Origin of the sequence: Vibrio sp. M250220, from assembly GCF_036533795.1 — a bacterium.
GTDB lineage: Bacteria > Pseudomonadota > Gammaproteobacteria > Enterobacterales > Vibrionaceae > Vibrio.
The window spans coordinates 1-17,304 of the sequence record NZ_JATABI010000020.1 but is presented as its reverse complement, the minus strand read 5'-3'; the positions used below and the strand labels follow the sequence as shown (position 1 = coordinate 17,304).

General features: G+C 46.0%; 16 protein-coding genes. 7 read left to right on the top strand and 9 right to left on the bottom strand.

Annotated features, from left to right (window positions below):
- Positions 1–11: 11 nt before the first annotated feature.
- Together argB and argC are read right to left on the bottom strand one after the other, a co-directional pair.
- On the bottom strand, positions 12–806 hold the full coding sequence (gene argB, locus QTN94_RS09220; RefSeq protein ID WP_331417652.1) for an acetylglutamate kinase: 795 nt from the start codon (positions 804–806) through the stop codon (positions 12–14).
- 37 nt (positions 807–843) lie between these two features.
- On the bottom strand, positions 844–1,848 hold the full coding sequence (gene argC, locus QTN94_RS09215) for an N-acetyl-gamma-glutamyl-phosphate reductase (protein ID WP_331427483.1): 1,005 nt from the start codon (positions 1,846–1,848) through the stop codon (positions 844–846).
- A 153-nt stretch (positions 1,849–2,001) separates the two neighbouring features.
- On the opposite strand from argC, the gene argE reads away from it, so the two are divergent.
- The 3 genes from argE to QTN94_RS09200 all read left to right on the top strand — a co-directional run bounded on the left by argE (position 2,002) and on the right by QTN94_RS09200 (position 7,028).
- Positions 2,002–3,138, top strand: coding sequence for an acetylornithine deacetylase (gene argE, locus QTN94_RS09210; RefSeq protein WP_331427482.1), 1,137 nt, complete (start codon positions 2,002–2,004; stop codon positions 3,136–3,138).
- A 322-nt stretch (positions 3,139–3,460) separates the two neighbouring features.
- Entirely contained in the window at positions 3,461–6,094 is a 2,634-nt protein-coding gene (gene ppc / locus QTN94_RS09205) for a phosphoenolpyruvate carboxylase (RefSeq protein WP_269378369.1), read from the top strand.
- Positions 6,095–6,488: 394 nt separating this feature from the next.
- A complete protein-coding gene (locus QTN94_RS09200) occupies positions 6,489–7,028 on the top strand; it encodes a PadR family transcriptional regulator (protein ID WP_331418549.1) in 540 nt (179 codons plus the stop codon).
- Positions 7,029–7,128: 100 nt separating this feature from the next.
- Here QTN94_RS09200 and cysE read toward each other — a convergent pair whose 3' ends face one another.
- From cysE to epmA, 5 genes are all read right to left on the bottom strand, one after another.
- A complete protein-coding gene (gene cysE / locus QTN94_RS09195) occupies positions 7,129–7,950 on the bottom strand; it encodes a serine O-acetyltransferase (RefSeq protein ID WP_138971079.1) in 822 nt (273 codons plus the stop codon).
- Positions 7,951–8,011: 61 nt separating this feature from the next.
- Positions 8,012–9,043: an NAD(P)H-dependent glycerol-3-phosphate dehydrogenase gene (gpsA, locus tag QTN94_RS09190; protein ID WP_331427481.1), complete on the bottom strand. Its 1,032-nt coding sequence runs from the start codon at positions 9,041–9,043 to the stop codon at positions 8,012–8,014.
- A gap of 176 nt (positions 9,044–9,219) precedes the next feature.
- Complete coding sequence (secB, locus tag QTN94_RS09185) at positions 9,220–9,687, bottom strand: protein-export chaperone SecB (RefSeq protein ID WP_138971081.1); 468 nt, start codon at positions 9,685–9,687, stop codon at positions 9,220–9,222.
- Between the two features lie 159 nt (positions 9,688–9,846).
- Positions 9,847–10,281: a rhodanese-like domain-containing protein gene (locus tag QTN94_RS09180; protein WP_331418548.1), complete on the bottom strand. Its 435-nt coding sequence runs from the start codon at positions 10,279–10,281 to the stop codon at positions 9,847–9,849.
- A 146-nt stretch (positions 10,282–10,427) separates the two neighbouring features.
- Positions 10,428–11,399, bottom strand: a complete 972-nt coding sequence (gene epmA, locus QTN94_RS09175) for an elongation factor P--(R)-beta-lysine ligase (protein WP_331427480.1) — start codon at positions 11,397–11,399, stop codon at positions 10,428–10,430.
- Positions 11,400–11,821: 422 nt separating this feature from the next.
- Between epmA and frdA the strand changes: the two genes are divergently transcribed.
- From frdA to frdD, 4 genes are read left to right on the top strand one after another with little or no spacing between them, the layout of a single operon-like run.
- On the top strand, positions 11,822–13,639 hold the full coding sequence (frdA, locus tag QTN94_RS09170) for a fumarate reductase (quinol) flavoprotein subunit (protein WP_331427479.1): 1,818 nt from the start codon (positions 11,822–11,824) through the stop codon (positions 13,637–13,639).
- Positions 13,639–14,403, top strand: a complete 765-nt coding sequence (locus QTN94_RS09165) for a succinate dehydrogenase/fumarate reductase iron-sulfur subunit (RefSeq protein ID WP_138973545.1) — start codon at positions 13,639–13,641, stop codon at positions 14,401–14,403. Before frdA ends, QTN94_RS09165 begins: the two co-directional genes overlap by 1 nt.
- A 2-nt stretch (positions 14,404–14,405) precedes the next feature.
- Positions 14,406–14,789 carry a fumarate reductase subunit FrdC gene (gene frdC / locus QTN94_RS09160; protein WP_331418545.1) on the top strand — a complete coding sequence of 128 codons (384 nt, stop codon included), beginning with the start codon at positions 14,406–14,408 and terminating at the stop codon, positions 14,787–14,789.
- Between the two features lie 12 nt (positions 14,790–14,801).
- Positions 14,802–15,179 carry a fumarate reductase subunit FrdD gene (frdD, locus tag QTN94_RS09155; RefSeq protein WP_138973547.1) on the top strand — a complete coding sequence of 126 codons (378 nt, stop codon included), beginning with the start codon at positions 14,802–14,804 and terminating at the stop codon, positions 15,177–15,179.
- A 54-nt stretch (positions 15,180–15,233) separates the two neighbouring features.
- On the opposite strand, the gene hslU is transcribed toward frdD, so the two are convergent.
- Together hslU and hslV are read right to left on the bottom strand one after the other, a co-directional pair.
- The gene (hslU, locus tag QTN94_RS09150; protein ID WP_331427478.1) at positions 15,234–16,568 is read right to left on the bottom strand and encodes an HslU--HslV peptidase ATPase subunit; all 1,335 of its coding nucleotides are present in this window, start codon (positions 16,566–16,568) and stop codon (positions 15,234–15,236) included.
- A gap of 36 nt (positions 16,569–16,604) precedes the next feature.
- Positions 16,605–17,150: an ATP-dependent protease subunit HslV gene (gene hslV, locus QTN94_RS09145; RefSeq protein WP_269378378.1), complete on the bottom strand. Its 546-nt coding sequence runs from the start codon at positions 17,148–17,150 to the stop codon at positions 16,605–16,607.
- Positions 17,151–17,304 lie beyond the last annotated feature (154 nt).

Genomic DNA, 17,304 nt, shown 5'->3' with positions numbered 1-17,304 from the left:
AATTCATTGGTTTATTGCTTAGGTAAGAACTGAGTTCCGATGCTTTGTCCGGCAAACAGATCAACCAGCTTGTCTGGGTAACGCCAAGTCGCAACTTCAATTGGTCGACCTAAATCGTTCGCAGCTTCAAGTGCAGCGTTCACTTTGACGATCATACCGTCAGTGATCACATGCCCTTGAATTAAGCTCTGTGCTTGCTTTTCATCGAGGCTCTTGATCAAATGACCTTTTCCATCGAGAACACCACTCACGTCTGATAGCAGAACTAACTCAGCGTCGAGAGCACCTGCGACAGCAACTGCCGCTTGATCGGCATTCACATTCATCATCTGACCATTTGCTGTTAAGCCGATCGAGCTAATGATTGGCAAAGCGCCAGCGGCAAGAACAGCTTGAAGCACGGTTGAGTCGCCTGGGGTTGCTTTGCCAACCGCACCCAACTCAGGATCGAGCTCTTCAACATGGCATAGCCCGCCATCCGCAAGGCTTAGACCGACCGCATTCAGCCCATCTTTAATCGCCTGACCTTGTAGCATCTTGTTTGCCGTGCCTGCCAAAGCACCGGTAATCACTCCAATTTGATCGTAAGGAGTGACTCTTAGTCCGTCCTTTTTCACTGTTTTAAGTTGTAGGGCAGCCATTAGATCGTCCACCAGATAACCCCCTCCGTGGACGATCACAATTCGTCGCTGAGCCTGCTTTTGATAATTCGCAATTGCGCCAAATATCTGGCTAAGAGTCTCAGTACAAGACAGTGCAGCACCGCCTAATTTGATCACTAATGGAGTTGATTTGTTATCTGTCATTACTCGTCCCTTTACCTACTTGCTTAAGCGTATTTGCCTAAATAAGGGCAGTTAACTCTGGAAATCCGTAGTGGATGTTTAAACATTGCATCGCTTGACTTGATGCACCTTTTAGTAAGTTATCAATCGCAGAGACTACGATGATGTGCTCACCTTGAACCTTCCAGCCGATATCGCAGAAAGGTGTATTTTCTACATTTTGAATACTTGGTAGCACGTCAACGGTGAGACGCACTGCCGGCTTATTTTCATAAGCTGCATGAAATGCTTGAGCGACCTGCTGCTCTGTCACATTTTGAGCAAGTTTGAGCGTGATCGTGGCAAGTATCCCGCGTTTAAAGTTGCCAAGATGCGGTGTGAAAATCACCTCACGACCTAAGTGGCTAGCAATTTCTGGCTGATGACGATGATTAAATACACCGTAAGGCTGTAAGCTCACTTCGCAGTAGCTATTGGTCATGGTTGCCTTTCTACCCGCTCCAGAGACACCGCTAGTCGCATTGATCACTGGCCACTGACTCTCATCAACAAGACCCGCTTCCAATAACGGTTTAATTGCCAATTGAGACGCTGTTGGGTAACAACCAGGAACAGCGATAAGCTGACACTGCTTGATTCCGTCATCGTTCCATTCCGCTAAGCCATAAACCGAGTTATCTAGCCAAGATTCATGCTGATGCTCAAAACCGTAAAACTGGTTATAAAACCCTTCTTTCTTTACACGGAAAGCGCCAGACAAGTCGAAGACCTGACAGCCTTGAGCAAGAAAAAGAGGGGCCAGGTCGTGGCTGACTTCATGCGCGGTCGCTAAAAACACCACATCACTTTCAATTGCGACAGCTTCAACATCAGTAAGAGGAAGTACAGACTGACTAATAATCCCAGCTAACTTACCGTGTAATTGCGAGATGCATTTCCCCGCATCTAAGCTATTGGCGGAAACATACAAACCTGATAGCGTAAGTTCAGGGTGTTTGTGCACCATCAGAGCAAGCTCTGCTCCGGTATAACCGCTTGCGCCTATGATTGTGGCTTTAAGCATCTGAGACATCCAATTCGACCTAAAATCACCACTCAATGAGTGACTATAAATTTAATTAATTTCGCTTTTATTGGTTTTTTATTCAATAAAAGTGATTTAATATGTTTTTTACCTTCTTAACCGTACTCTGTCAACAGGGAATGTAAACTAAATATGAAATTACCAAGTTTTCTTGAGGTCTACAGCGGCCTGATTTCCACCTCTTCTATTAGCTCGACAGACCCAAGTTGGGATGAAGGCAACGCCAAAGTCATTGAAAAATTAGCAGGATGGCTAAAGGATGTCGGCTTCAGCGTCGAAGTCACAACCGTCGAAGAAGGGAGACTCAATCTAATTGCCAAGAAAGGCAGTGGAGAAGGTGGACTGCTACTCGCGGGTCACAGCGATACCGTGCCATTCGATCAAGGGCGATGGAATTTTGAACCTCACGCGTTAACTGAAGCAAACAATCGCTTCTATGGTTTAGGTACGGCAGATATGAAGGGCTTTTTCGCCTTTATTATAGAAGCCGTAAAAAAAGTCGATTGGAGTAAACAGACCAAGCCTCTTTATATACTGGCAACCTGTGATGAAGAGACAACCATGCTGGGTGCACGCCACTTTACTGAGAATGCACCGTTTAAACCGGACTACTGCATTATTGGTGAGCCAACCAGCTTAGTACCTATCCGAGGTCACAAAGGCCATGTCGCCAATGCCGTGCGAGTTACGGGGAAATCCGGGCACTCTTCAGATCCTTCATTAGGTGTGAATGCGATTGAGATCATGCATGAAGTTCTGTTTGCACTAATGCAGCTACGCGATAAATTGATCAAAGAGTACCACCATCCAGGTTTTGCTATCCCTAGTCCCACTCTTAACCTTGGTCATATTCATGGTGGCGACAGTGCGAACCGCATCTGTGGTTGTTGCGAACTACATTATGATGTACGTCCTTTACCGGGCATCAGTTTAGACGGTTTGGACAATATGTTGCGCGGCGCACTTAAAGAAGTTGAAGCTAAGTGGCCTGGCCGAATCAGCATTACTCCACTTCATGAACCCATTCCGGGTTATGAATGTCAGCATGACCACCCATTTATTGGTGGTGTGGAAGAGATCTGTGGGCTCGAATCTCAAACTGTCAACTACTGCACAGAAGCGCCTTTCCTGCAACAACTCTGCCCGACTCTCGTTCTAGGGCCGGGGTCAATCGATCAAGCGCACCAACCGGATGAATTCCTCGCGTTCGAGTTTATTGATCCAACGATCGATGTTTTGTCAAAAGCGATGCATAAGTATTGTTTTTAGAGGCAAAGAAGAAGCAATCGCTCTTGAATAGTGGATGCGGATAAATTGAAGGGTTGGCGCGTTACGCCAACCCTTTTTGTTTGAGAACGCTTTGAACTGGATTATCGGCACGAAGTTTTCTAGCAATTCAAAGCAGAAAGTCCGTTTTTGTAATAAATTTTCAACATAATTAGTCAATCGCATGCATCTTGGGGCGTTACATTCATTTGCACAATATTTGCAAACTTAGCCTACAGTATTTGACTCGCAGCGATATTTTTCGCTAGATTGTCTACCTAACAAAGAAACATTGGATGTAATTTTTTTACAAGGCAGGAAGATAATGAACGAGAAATACTCTGCGCTCAGAAGCAATGTGAGCATGCTAGGACACTTGCTCGGCAACACCATCAAGGACGCACATGGTGACGTACTTCTAGAGAAAGTAGAAACCATTCGTAAACTTTCCAAGTCCGCCCTCGCAGGCAATCAGCAAGATAGAAAAAGCTTAATTGATGAAATAAAAAGCCTGCCAAATGATCAACTGACTCCAGTTGCTCATGCATTCAACCAATTTCTAAACCTAACTAACATGGCAGAGCAGTACCATACGATTTCACGTCACTGTGATGCTCATGTATGCGAACCAGACGCTATCAATACGCTTTTCTCAAAACTGGCTCAAAACGACATCAGTAAACTTGATACAGCCCAAGCTGTACGCGATCTAAACATTGAGTTGGTACTAACCGCGCATCCTACTGAAATCACTCGTCGAACCATGATTCACAAGCTGATTAAGATCAACAAGTGCCTTTCTAAACTTGAACTGAGTGATCTATCCGTTAAAGAGCGCCAAAAAACGGAACGTCGTCTTGAGCAGTTAATCGCACAAAGTTGGCACTCGGATACCATCCGTCAACAGCGCCCAACACCACTTGATGAGGCCAAATGGGGCTTTGCAGTGGTTGAAAACTCATTATGGGAAGCGGTACCTGATTTCTTAAGAGAACTAGACCAACGTTTGGAAGGCTATCTAGGCGAAGGGCTACCTATTGATGCACGACCAGTGCACTTCTCATCATGGATGGGCGGTGACCGAGATGGTAACCCATTTGTCACCCATACCATTACTCGTGAAGTATTACTGCTCTCACGTTGGAAAGCGGCCGATCTCTATCTAGGCGATATCAACGAGCTGGTTAGCGAATTGTCGATGACCAAATGTAACGACGCGGTTCGTGCACTCGCGGGTGACGATGAACATGAACCTTACCGTGCTGTACTGAAGCAACTTCGAGAGCTGTTAAACGAAACCAAAGAGATTCTCGACGCCAAGATTCATGGTCAAAAACTGGCCGTCAAAGCGCCGCTGCAACGTGTCGAACAGTTGTGGGAACCTCTCTACGCCTGTTACCAATCCCTACACGAATGTGGCATGGGTATCATTGCTGACGGTTCATTACTCGATACCCTACGCCGAATCAAAGCTTTTGGTGTCCATCTAGTTCGTCTCGATATTCGTCAAGAAAGTACCCGTCATTCAGATGTATTGTCTGAGCTGACTCGCTACCTAGGTATTGGTGATTACAACCATTGGAGCGAGCAAGATAAGATTGCTTTTCTAACTAACGAGTTAGCCTCTAAACGTCCACTACTACCACGCGATTGGCAGCCATCTGAAGCCGTTCAAGAGGTTTTGGACACGTGTAATATCATCGCCCTTCAACCTCGTGAAGCTTTCGGTGCCTATGTCATTTCGATGGCTCGTACCGCTTCCGATGTACTCGCCGTTCACCTGTTGCTACAAGAATCGGGTTGTCCTTATCGTATGGACGTTTGTCCATTGTTTGAAACTTTAGACGACTTAAACAACGCAGAGTCTGTCATCAAACAATTGATGGGCATCGACCTATACCGTGGCTTTATTCAAAACCATCAAATGGTCATGATCGGTTATTCAGATTCGGCTAAAGACGCAGGCGTGATGTCTGCTGGCTGGGCTCAATACCATGCTATGGAATCTCTTGTAAAAGTGGCTGAAGATGAGGGCGTCGAACTGACCCTATTCCATGGCCGAGGCGGTACTATTGGTCGCGGTGGCGCACCAGCGCATGCAGCACTACTTTCTCAACCACCAAAGAGTCTAAAAGGCGGTCTGCGTGTGACAGAGCAAGGCGAAATGATTCGCTTCAAGCTTGGGCTTCCAGAAGTTGCTGTCAATAGCTTTAGCCTCTATGCAAGTGCAATCCTTGAGGCAAACCTACTACCACCACCAGAGCCAAAACAAGAATGGCGTGATTTGATGAACGTCTTGTCAGAGGTCAGCTGTGAAGCATACCGAAACATCGTTCGTGGCGAGCCAGATTTTGTGCCTTACTTCCGTCAAGCAACGCCAGAGTTGGAACTGGGTAAGTTACCGCTTGGTTCTCGACCAGCTAAACGTAATCCTAACGGTGGCGTAGAAAGCCTACGTGCGATTCCATGGATTTTCTCTTGGAGTCAAAACCGTCTTGTCCTTCCAGCATGGCTAGGTGCAGGTGAGGCAATTCAATACTCCGTAGACAAAGGACATCAAGCGCTATTAGAGGAAATGTGTCGCGAATGGCCATTCTTCTCTACACGTCTTGGTATGCTTGAGATGGTTTACACTAAGTGCAATATGGAAATTTCTCGTTACTATGATGAACGCTTGGTAGACCCTAAACTACTGCCACTGGGTGATCGTCTACGTGAACAACTGCAAAAAGATATCAAAGCAGTGCTTAATGTAGAGAACAACGAGAACCTGATGCAAAGTGACCCTTGGGGACAAGAGTCCATCCGCTTACGTAACATCTATGTTGAACCATTGAACATGCTGCAAGCAGAACTGCTTTACCGCACTCGTCAAGATCAAGAAGCCGCTCCAGAACTGGAAGAAGCGCTGATGGTTACGATAGCGGGTATTGCTGCGGGTATGCGAAACACGGGCTAACCCTCACAGTTAAAGGTTGGTGTCATCACACCAACCTTTTCTTTGATAGCAAATAATGTCACCCGAGAGACATTAGCAATCACAACAAAGATAAATATCCCACAAAACAAATTCAAAGCAGTCATTTATAACTTTTTTGGGATATTTTGCCCTTCTATTCTACTTTATGCTTATTATTTAGATATACTACTCAACCGTTGCGGTTAACTATATATAATCTACAGACTGCAGCTTTCGATAATCTTTTTATCGATCCTAGGTGATAAACGGCTTTTTTAGGTGACATGACCAACTTTGTTGGTGCCACTTTAAATACTGATAATGAATGCCTTTAGAAGCACGACAGTAAGAAGTGGTTAAGTTTTGTAGTTTATTGACCATTTGGATTGAAGACATGTCATTACCACACGTTATCTTGACCGTATTAAGCACGCGCGACGCTACTGGATACGATATCACTAAAGAATTTTCAGCGACTATTGGTTACTTCTGGAAGGCGAGCCACCAGCAAGTGTACCGTGAGCTTAGTAAGATGGCTCAGAACAATCTTGTTACTTGTGTTCTTGAACCCCAAGAAGGAAAACCAGACCGTAAGGTTTACTCAATTACTGATTCGGGCCGCACCACTCTTGGTGAATGGTTCGACCAACCAACCGCACACCCAACGGTTCGTGACGAGTTCTCTGCAAAGCTGATGGCTTGTGCCGTGCAACCTTCTGCGCCATTCCGTACCCAGCTAGGTGAACTTGTTGAAGAGTCACGTAAGCTCGTTGCTCACTATCAAGAGATTGAAAACGCTTACTACTCAACGCCATCAACACTTGATAAGCAGCAACGTCTAGAGCGTCTAACGCTTCGCAGAAACCTACTGATTCGCCAAGCATGGGTTGAGTGGGCTCAAGAAGTACTGACTGAATTGGATACGCTAGCGTAACCGAGAAGTGAGAAAAATTTAAGGGTTGGCACCTAGTGCCAACCCTTTTCTTTAAAATTTAATTAATCAAGCCCAAACTCGGAACGAAGCGTTCTTAACGCTATATCCCATCGCCACCGATAAAACTTTGCGACTTGCCGTTAAATTGCTGATCCATATCCAACGACGGTTTATCGGTTGTTGGGCGACCCACAATCTTAGCAGGTACACCAGCAACGGTTGTATGGGCTGGCACTGGTTGAAGCACGACCGAGCAAGAACCAATCTTCGCCCCTTCGCCCACTTCAATATTACCCAGTATTTTGGCACCCGCACCAATCATGACACCTTCACGGATTTTAGGATGGCGATCGCCACACTCTTTACCTGTCCCGCCCAACGTAACATCCTGAAGAATCGACACATCGTTCTCAACAACAGCTGTTTCACCAATGACGATCCCAGTGGCATGGTCAAGCATGATGCCATAGCCAATCTTAGCCGCTGGGTGGATATCAACCTGACACGCAACAGAAATTTGATTTTGTAGATAGGTTGCTAAAGCGATACGCCCCTGCTTCCATAGCCAGTTGGCAACTCGATACCCCTGAAGCGCGTGGTAGCCTTTTAAATAGAGCAGTGGCATTGAGTACATAGCAACAGCAGGATCTCGAGTAACAGTAGCGCAGATATCACAGGCCGCTGCTGAGCTGATACTCGGATCAGCATTCAACGCTTCTTCTACCACTTCCCTAACCGCCATTGCAGGCATAGAAGCCGTATTTAGCTTGTTTGCCAAAATATAGCTAAGCGCTGCGCTTAGGCTATCATGCTTAATAATAGTCGCATGATAAAAGCTGGCTAACATTGGCTCTTGCTCAGAAAGCTCACGTGCTTCCTTCACAATGGTGTGCCATACCTTCTGTTTCTCACATTGTTTCATGTCGTTTCCTAGAACTGAATCCCTAGTATCTAGATACAAATCCAGTGTTGCTGTCGTTCTCTTATGCTTCCGCTTTCTTATCTCGGGCAAGTAAATCTTTGGCCGCCAAGTTGGCATCCTTTCCTTGATACAATACTTGATAAATTTGGTCAACAATCGGCATCTCTACGCCCATACGCTCAGCCAATAGGTAGACCTCCTTGGTATTGCGGTAACCTTCCACTACTTGACCAATTTCTTGCTGTGCCGTATCGACATCTTTACCCTGACCTAACGCTAAACCAAAGCGACGGTTGCGCGACTGGTTATCGGTACAGGTCAGAACAAGATCACCAAGACCAGCCATACCCATAAAGGTTTCTGGTTGAGCACCTAGCGCAGCACCAAGACGTGTCATTTCAGCAAGACCACGGGTGATGAGTGCTGTACGCGCATTGGCACCAAAGCCGATACCATCAGACATGCCTGCACCAATCGCAATCACGTTCTTAACCGCACCACCTAATTGCATGCCGATAAAGTCACTGTTGGCATAAACTCGAAACGTCTTACTGCAATGAATTTTCTCTTGAAGATCGATAACAAAATCAGCATCAGGAGAAGCCACAGAAATGGCAGTCGGCATTCCCATCGCCAACTCTTTAGCAAAGGTAGGACCTGAAAGGACTGCTAACGAGTACCCTTCACCAAGCGCTTCATTTGCTACATCTTTAAGTAGCCGACCCGTTTCTGGCTCCAAACCTTTCGTCGCCCAGCAAATTCGAGAGTCTTCACGCAGGTATGGCTTGACGTTATTCAGCACAATACCAAACACATGGCTTGGAACGACCACCAAAAGATCGCGACTCGCTTGAACCGCTTTTTTTAAATCGGATTCAACGATCAGTGAATCTGGGAATTCAATCCCAGGTAAAAACTCGTGATTAGCTCGGTCGGCTTCTAGACGAGCCATATGTTCTGGTTCGTGGCCCCAAATGATTACGTTCGCACCATTTCGCGCGAGTGAAATTGCAAGTGAAGTGCCGTATGAGCCAGCACCTAGGACTGTCATTGCAATTTCTTTACCGTAAGCATTGTTGGTGTTGTCTTTCATTGTTCCGCCTGATTGTCATTAGGTTGACTAGAATCTTGTTACTACTCTCTAGCGTTTAGAAATTAGTAACAAAAACCCAGTAACTGGCACTTAAAACAAAAAATGCACATCGTATCTTGTGCAAGACACTCTGTGCATTTTATACCATACCTCTGACTGATCAGAGGTCTCACTGATTATGCTTCAGCTTGGCCTTCTTGCTGAGCTTGCTGCTGTAGGTAGTTCATAAACAGAGCGTCAAAGTTAACTGGTGCTAAGTTTAGTTGAGGGAACGTACCTTTAACGACTAAGCTTGAGATCGTCTCACGCGCATATGGGAATAGGATGTTCGGGCAGAATGCACCTAAACAATGTGCTAGCTGGCCTGCTTCCATTTTCTCAGCAGTGAAAATACCACCTTGCTGAACTTCACATAGGAACGCTGTTTCTTCTGCGTTCTTCACTGTCACTGTTAGACGAAGAACCACTTCATAAACACCTTCACCAAGTTCACGGCTTTGAGTATCTAGATCCAGTTTAACATCTGGGTTCCAGTCTTTTTGGAACATGCTAGGTGAGTTTGGAGCTTCAAAAGAAACATCTTTAAGGAAGATGCGTTGGATTGCGAAGTTTTGCGCTTCTTGTTGTGGTGCTGCTTCAGCCATTTTAAAAAATCCTTTAATCCTGCAATAAAATATCTGCTTGGAGGTTAACCGAGAGAGTTGGGAATGACTAGGTTTCCAATGATTTTCGTGGAACTGTTCACATCTCTCTAAGACAAACGCTGATTTTTCAATCAGCGTTTAAGGTATTAGCGAGTTAATTTACTTTTTACCTTTAACCAAAGGCATGTTGGCTTCACTCCAAGCAATCAAACCATTTTTAAGCAGGTTGACGTTTTCAAAGCCTGCTTTGGCAAGAAGATTAGCACTCTCTTGAGCCGTTTGACCTGTCTTGCATACTACAATGATTGGGGCGGATTTGTGGCTTTCAAGGCTACCCAAGTTACCAACCTTGATATCAGACGGCAAAATGTGAACTGCATCCGTAATATGCCCTTTGCGGTACTCATCTTTACTACGAATATCAACAACTACACCATTTTCACGGTTCATAAGTTGTGTCGTTTGTGCAGCTGTAATCTCTTTGTAAGCGGCAGTAGATGATTTAACAATGTTCATGATAAGGGCGACTAATAGACCCACCCATACCAAAGATAGAATCATGTTCTCTTGAAAAAATGCGATGTACTCTTGCATGTCCTGTGCTCTTTGATGATAGAACCGCCCACATTTCCAACAATGTGTGACTGCCCTAGGCTAAAAATTCAGATTGGAAGTATAGCGAGGTTAAGATGCCTAAGCGAGCCAATTACACTCAGAATAAGAATCTGTTGCACTTTTCGCTACGCAATTGGAAACGGAAATGCCGTCACCTGATCAATATGATCACAGCTGATCGCAAGCATAATTAAGCGATCAATGCCTAAGGCGACTCCAGCACATTCTGGCAGCCCCGATTTCAGAGCGGCAATAAGATGGTAGTCGATCGGCTGTGGGCTGAGCCCCATCTCTATTCGCTTAGCATTGTCTGATTCGAAGCGTTTTAGTTGTTCACTCGGATTGTCGAGCTCATGGAAGCCATTCGCCAGTTCGATACCTTTAAAGTAAACCTCGAAACGATCCGCCACTCTTGGATCTTCCGCATTGATTTTTGCCAATGCCGCTTGTGACGCTGGAAAATCGTAAACAAAAGCAGGGACATTTTGGCCAATCTTAGCTTCCACACCCACACTGAACAGCAGTTGGAGAAGCGTATCCCTATCCTGTTCTGGTTCAGCGATATCCCTTAAACCCAACTTGGCTGCAACCTCCTTCAGATCACCCATCGTACTTTCTAAAGGGCACACTCCAAGTACATTGATGAAGGCTTGCTGGTAGGTCATGCGCTCAGCTTGGCCACATTTGAGAACAAGTTGTAGCAAATCGTCCATCTCATCCATCAATTTATGGTGGTCAAAACCCACGCGATACCACTCCAGCATAGTAAACTCCGGATTATGGTAACGACCATTTTCTTCATTGCGAAAAGCTTTATTAATCTGATAGATACAGCCACTACCCGCTGCCAGTAGGCGTTTCATGTGAAATTCTGGACTGGTCATAAAATAGAGTTTGCTACCATCGGCATAACCAGGGCCGACAAACTCTGTTTGAAAAGTATGCAGATGAATATCGGTGACGGTGGCATGACTCATCGCGGGTGTATCGACTTCCAATACATCTCGGGCACTAAAGAATTGACGAATCTGACTCACTAGATCAGCACGTTGACGAAGCTGTTCAATTGAAGCAGTTGGCTGCCAGTCGTGGTTCATTGGAAAACTCTCTTTGGGTTAATCTGGCGAGAAAGTATCAAGTTTATCCGACTTTTCCTAGCAATAAACGTCGACATTTGTACTCTGCACAACACACCACTCTGCTTATTTTTGAAGCAAGCATTTGTCGTATTACAGCACAGAAAACATTCGCCGCCAGCCTGTTATCAATCAATCAAATGTTATGCAACAGTCATTTAACAAAACACGGTGCAATCTAAGAAGAGCAAACCTTCTTTGCCGTGATTGCAATCACATAACCTATAAATTTTATGCTCTTATATGCATTACCGGAGCAAAAACCCAAATACATCAATTTTTCTGCCATGTAGCTCTTCTACACTAGCCCTACCACTTTTGGGGCATTCCCCAATTAATTATAACAAGCGGACTATTCCGCATTTTCACACTGGAGGATAACTGTGCAAATTATCACCACAGATATCGCAGTGATCGGCGCAGGCGGCGCTGGTCTTCGCACTGCTATTGCAGCAGCTGAAGCAAACCCTGACTTAGAAGTTGCACTGATTTCTAAAGTTTATCCAATGCGTTCCCATACGGTCGCTGCAGAAGGTGGCTCAGCCGCAGTTATCAAGGATGAAGATAGCCTAGACAACCATTTCAACGATACCGTTGGTGGTGGTGACTGGCTTTGTGAACAGGATGTTGTTGAGTACTTCGTGAAGAACGCAACTCGCGAAATGATTCAAATGGAACAGTGGGGCTGCCCATGGAGCCGAAAAGAGAACGGTGAAGTTAACGTTCGTCGCTTTGGCGGTATGAAGGTTGAACGTACATGGTTTGCTGCCGATAAGACTGGCTTCCATATGCTTCACACTTTGTTCCAAACCTCGATGAAGTACCAAAACATCAAACGTTTTGATGAATATTTTGTGGTAGACCTTCTTGTCGATGAAGGCGAGGTTCAGGGTCTTATCGCGATTCACATGTCAGAAGGTGAATTGGTTACGATCAAAGCCAAATCGGTTGTTCTAGCTACTGGTGGGGCTGGCCGCGTTTACCACTGTAATACGAACGGCGGTATCGTTACGGGTGATGGTATGGCAATGGCTTACCGCCACGGCGTACCTCTACGTGATATGGAGTTCGTTCAATACCACCCAACCGGTCTACCAGGTACAGGCATCCTAATGACGGAAGGCTGTCGTGGTGAAGGCGGTATTATCGTTAACAAGAACGGCTACCGTTACCTACAAGATTACGGTATGGGACCTGAGACTCCAGTTGGTCAACCGAAGAACAAATACATGGAACTGGGTCCACGTGACAAAGTTTCTCAAGCTTTCTGGCATGAACAACAAAAAGGCAACACCATCAAGCACCCTCTGGGTGACGTGGTGCACCTAGACCTTCGCCACTTGGGTGAAGAGTACCTTCAAGAACGTCTACCGTTCATCTGTGAACTGGCTAAAGCTTACGTAAACGTAGACCCAGCAAAAGAACCAATCCCAATTCGTCCAACCGTGCACTACACCATGGGTGGTATTGAGACTAACGGCGAATGTGAAACACGCATTAAAGGTCTGTTCGCCGTCGGTGAGTGTGCGTCTGTAGGTCTGCATGGTGCGAACCGTTTAGGTTCAAACTCACTGGCTGAGTTTGTGGTATTCGGTCGTGTAGCGGGTGAGCAAGCTGTGAAACGTGCGGCTGAATTCAAAGGCTGGAACGAAGAGTCCATCGCAGCTCAAGTTAAAGCGGTTGAAGAACGTATTGCCGCTCTGATGAACCAAGAAGGTGATGAGAACTGGGCAACAATCCGTACTGAAATGGGTCACACCATGGAAGCGGGCTGTGGTATCTACCGCCAAGAAGATCTGATGCAAGCGACGATCGACAAAATCACTGAACTAAAAGAGCGTTACAAGCGCATCAGCATCAAAGATAAGGGCAAAGTGTTTAACACTGACCTTCTATACGCTATCGAAGTGGGTTATGGCCTAGAAGTAGCAGAAGCTATGGTTCACTCAGCAATCTTACGTAAAGAGTCTCGTGGTGCCCACCAGCGTCTAGATGATGGTTGTACGGAGCGTGACGATGTAAACTTCCTCAAGCACTCTCTGGCCTTCTACAAAGAAGATGCAGCACCTGAAATCGACTACAGCACAGTGACAATCACTAAGTCACAGCCAAAAGCTCGTCTATACGGTGAAGCAGCAGAGAAAGCAGCGGCTGAAGAAGCAGCTAAAGCAGCAGAGAAGAATGCAGAGGAGCAAGCATAATGTCAGGCAATCGCATCCAAAAAGTCGAGATTCTGCGCTATGACCCTGAGCATGACGCAGAGCCGCACTTTCAAACCTTTGAAGTACCGTTTGATGAAACCATGTCTACGCTTGATGCGCTAGGCTACATCAAAGATAACCTAGACAAAGATCTGTCATACCGCTGGTCTTGTCGTATGGCTATCTGTGGTTCATGCGGCATCATGGTAAACGGTGTACCTAAGCTAGCGTGTAAGAGCTTCTTGCGTGACTACCCGAACGGTGTGAAGATTGAACCACTAGCGAACTTCCCGATTGAGAAAGATCTTATCGTTGATATGACGCCGTTCATTGAGCGCCTTGAAGCGATCAAACCATACATTATCGGTAACGACCGCAAGCCAGAAGATGGGACTAACATCCAGACTCCTGAACAAATGGCGAAGTACAAGCAGTTCGCTGGTTGTATCAACTGTGGTCTATGTTATGCCGCGTGTCCTCAATTTGGTCTAAACCCAGAGTTCATTGGTCCAGCAGCACTAACGCTTGCTCACCGCTATAACCTCGATAGCCGTGACAACGGTAAAGCTGAACGTATGGCACTCATCAATGGCGAAAACGGCGCTTGGGGCTGTACCTTTGTTGGTTATTGTTCTGAAGTTTGTCCTAAGAGCGTTGACCCTGCCGCGGCAGTGAACCAAGGTAAAGTCGAATCTTCGATGGATTTCGTTATTGCGATGTTGAAGCCTGATGGTACACCAGCGAAAACAGCAGAGGAGGCATAAGGATGAGTAACCGTAAACCTTACGTTCGTGAAGTAAAACGCACTTGGTGGAAAGATCATCCTTTTTACCGCTTCTACATGCTTCGTGAAGCAACTGTATTGCCTCTAATCCTGTTTACTCTATTCCTAACCGTTGGTTTAGGTTCATTGGTAAAAGGCCCTGACGCTTGGCAAACTTGGCTTGATTTTATGGCGAATCCAGTAGTCGTCGCGATTAACATCGTGGCGCTAGCGGGCAGCCTACTGCATGCTCAAACCTTCTTCAGTATGATGCCGCAAGTAATGCCGATTCGCTTGAAAGGTAAACTTGTCGATAAGAAGATCATTGTACTGACTCAGTGGGCGGCGGTAGCTTTCATCTCACTTATTGTCTTGATCGTGGTTTAAGGAGCTTTAACGATGAAACCGAATTTCTCTGTAGATAGAGCACCTAAACGTTCTGATGAGCCAATCTGGTGGGGTCTGTTTGGCGCAGGCGGTACTTGGTTCGCAATGATCACACCAATCACAATTTTGGTGCTAGGTGTACTGGTACCGCTCGGTGTGATCAGTGCTGACGCGCTAAGCTATGAACGTGTTGTAGACTTTGCAACCAGCATCATTGGCGCGCTATTTATCATCGCGACACTGGCACTACCAATGTGGCATGCGATGCACCGTGTTCACCACGGCATGCACGATCTTAAATTCCATACAGGTATTGTTGGTAAAGTTGCGTGCTACGCGTTTGCAGGTCTTATTTCTGCTCTAGCTGTCATTTTTATCTTTATGCTTTAACAAGCACTCAAAGTAAAAGCCCGCTCAGTTAGCGGGCTTTTTTATGTGGCTCAATTAAAGAATAAAGCGGCTTAGATCTTCATCTTCGATTGTTTCACCAAGTTTCGCTTTCACATATTCGGCATCAATCGTTAGCTTGGAGCCCGCTTTATCGGTCGCTTCGAATGAGATCTCATCCATTAATCGCTCCATCACAGTATGTAGACGGCGCGCACCGATATTTTCAGTTCTTTCATTCACTGTCCATGCTGCTTGTGCAATTTGAATGATCCCCTCTTCCGTAAACTCGATGTCGACATCTTCTGTCTTCATCAGCGCAGCGTATTGCTCCGTCAGAGACGCTTTAGGCTCAGTTAGGATACGTTTGAAGTCATCGCTAGACAGCGCTTCAAGTTCCACTCGAATAGGCAGACGACCTTGAAGTTCAGGGATTAAATCTGAAGGTCTTGCCACTTGGAATGCCCCTGAAGCAACAAACAGAATGTGGTCTGTCTTAACCATACCGTGCTTGGTTGAAACCGTACTGCCTTCAATCAATGGTAGGAGATCGCGTTGAACACCTTCACGAGAAACATCTGGACCCGAGCTCTCACCACGTTTACAGATCTTGTCGATTTCATCGATAAATACGATACCGTTGTTTTCTACGTTGAAAATCGCCTGCTCCTTTAGCTCTTCTTGATTAACAAGCTTGGCCGCTTCTTCCTCAGTTAAAGCTTTCATCGCATCTTTGATTTTGAGCTTACGCTTTTTCTTCGTATCACCGGCTAGATTCTGGAACATGCCTTGCAGCTGATTCGTCATCTCTTCCATGCCAGGAGGCGCCATAATTTCAACACCCATTTGTGGTGCTGCGACATCGATCTCGATCTCTTTATCGTCTAGCTGCCCTTCACGTAGTTTTTTACGGAAAACCTGACGCGTGTTAGACGAAGTTTCGTCATGCTGCTCATTTTGCCCCCAAGCATCACGCGCTGGCGGTAGCAGTGCGTCAAGAATACGCTCTTCAGCCTGCTCCTCGGCACGGAATTTCACTTTTTCCATTGCCTGTTGATGAGTCATCTTAATCGCCACGTCCGTTAGGTCACGGATGATGGTTTCGACTTCTTTACCGACATAACCTACTTCGGTAAATTTTGTCGCTTCAACTTTAATGAAAGGTGCGTTCGCCAACTTCGCAAGACGGCGGGCAATTTCAGTTTTACCCACACCCGTTGGACCAATCATCAGAATGTTCTTCGGTGTCACTTCTACACGCAGGCTTTCATCAAGCTGCATGCGACGCCAGCGGTTACGTAATGCAATCGCTACCGATCGCTTAGCTTTGTCCTGACCAATGATATGGCGGTTAAGTTCATGGACGATTTCGCGAGGTGTCATTTCAGACATAATCTTTTCCTTAAATTAGTTAGCCACTATCTTTGGTTATTCAGCTGCTTGTTGAGCTGGAATTTCTAGTTCTTCAATAGTGTGGTAATGGTTCGTAAACACACAGATATCACCTGCAATCTTGAGTGACTTTTCTGCGATTTCACGAGCATCTAATTCTGTATTTTCTAGCAGAGCTGTAGCCGCAGCCTGAGCAAAGTTACCGCCCGAACCAATTGCGATCAGATCGTTTTCTGGCTGAACAACATCACCGTTACCAGTAATGATCAAAGAAGCCGTTTCATCAGCAACAGCCAATAGAGCTTCCAGTTTGCGTAGGGCACGGTCACTTCGCCAATCTTTCGCTAACTCTACCGCAGCTTTAGTTAGATGACCCTGATGCATTTGCAGTTTACTTTCAAACTTTTCAAACAGCGTAAAGGCATCTGCAGTACCGCCCGCAAAGCCAGCTAGCACTTTGTTGTTGTACAGACGACGCACTTTTCGTGCATTGCCTTTCATCACGGTGTTACCTAGTGATACTTGGCCATCACCAGCGATGACGACTTTGTTATTACGACGTACAGATACAATGGTAGTCACGAGCAGGGCCTCATAGTTATTTTAATCTCAATGTTAGAGATTATATGAGGTTTAGGGATTGGAAATTCAAGGGGCAGGCGAGAGGCGAGAGGCGAGAGGCGAGAGGCGAGAGGCGAGAGGCGAGAGGCGAGAGGCGAGAGGCGAGAGGCGAGAG

Coding starts and splice junctions, on each gene's coding strand:
- argB (WP_331417652.1), bottom strand. CDS start 806: ATGACAGATAACAAATCAACTCCATTAGTGATCAAATTAGGCGGTGCT.
- argC (WP_331427483.1), bottom strand. CDS start 1,848: ATGCTTAAAGCCACAATCATAGGCGCAAGCGGTTATACCGGAGCAGAG.
- argE (WP_331427482.1), top strand. CDS start 2,002: ATGAAATTACCAAGTTTTCTTGAGGTCTACAGCGGCCTGATTTCCACC.
- ppc (WP_269378369.1), top strand. CDS start 3,461: ATGAACGAGAAATACTCTGCGCTCAGAAGCAATGTGAGCATGCTAGGA.
- QTN94_RS09200 (WP_331418549.1), top strand. CDS start 6,489: ATGTCATTACCACACGTTATCTTGACCGTATTAAGCACGCGCGACGCT.
- cysE (WP_138971079.1), bottom strand. CDS start 7,950: ATGAAACAATGTGAGAAACAGAAGGTATGGCACACCATTGTGAAGGAA.
- gpsA (WP_331427481.1), bottom strand. CDS start 9,043: ATGAAAGACAACACCAACAATGCTTACGGTAAAGAAATTGCAATGACA.
- secB (WP_138971081.1), bottom strand. CDS start 9,687: ATGGCTGAAGCAGCACCACAACAAGAAGCGCAAAACTTCGCAATCCAA.
- QTN94_RS09180 (WP_331418548.1), bottom strand. CDS start 10,281: ATGCAAGAGTACATCGCATTTTTTCAAGAGAACATGATTCTATCTTTG.
- epmA (WP_331427480.1), bottom strand. CDS start 11,399: ATGAACCACGACTGGCAGCCAACTGCTTCAATTGAACAGCTTCGTCAA.
- QTN94_RS09165 (WP_138973545.1), top strand. CDS start 13,639: ATGTCAGGCAATCGCATCCAAAAAGTCGAGATTCTGCGCTATGACCCT.
- frdC (WP_331418545.1), top strand. CDS start 14,406: ATGAGTAACCGTAAACCTTACGTTCGTGAAGTAAAACGCACTTGGTGG.
- frdD (WP_138973547.1), top strand. CDS start 14,802: ATGAAACCGAATTTCTCTGTAGATAGAGCACCTAAACGTTCTGATGAG.
- hslU (WP_331427478.1), bottom strand. CDS start 16,568: ATGTCTGAAATGACACCTCGCGAAATCGTCCATGAACTTAACCGCCAT.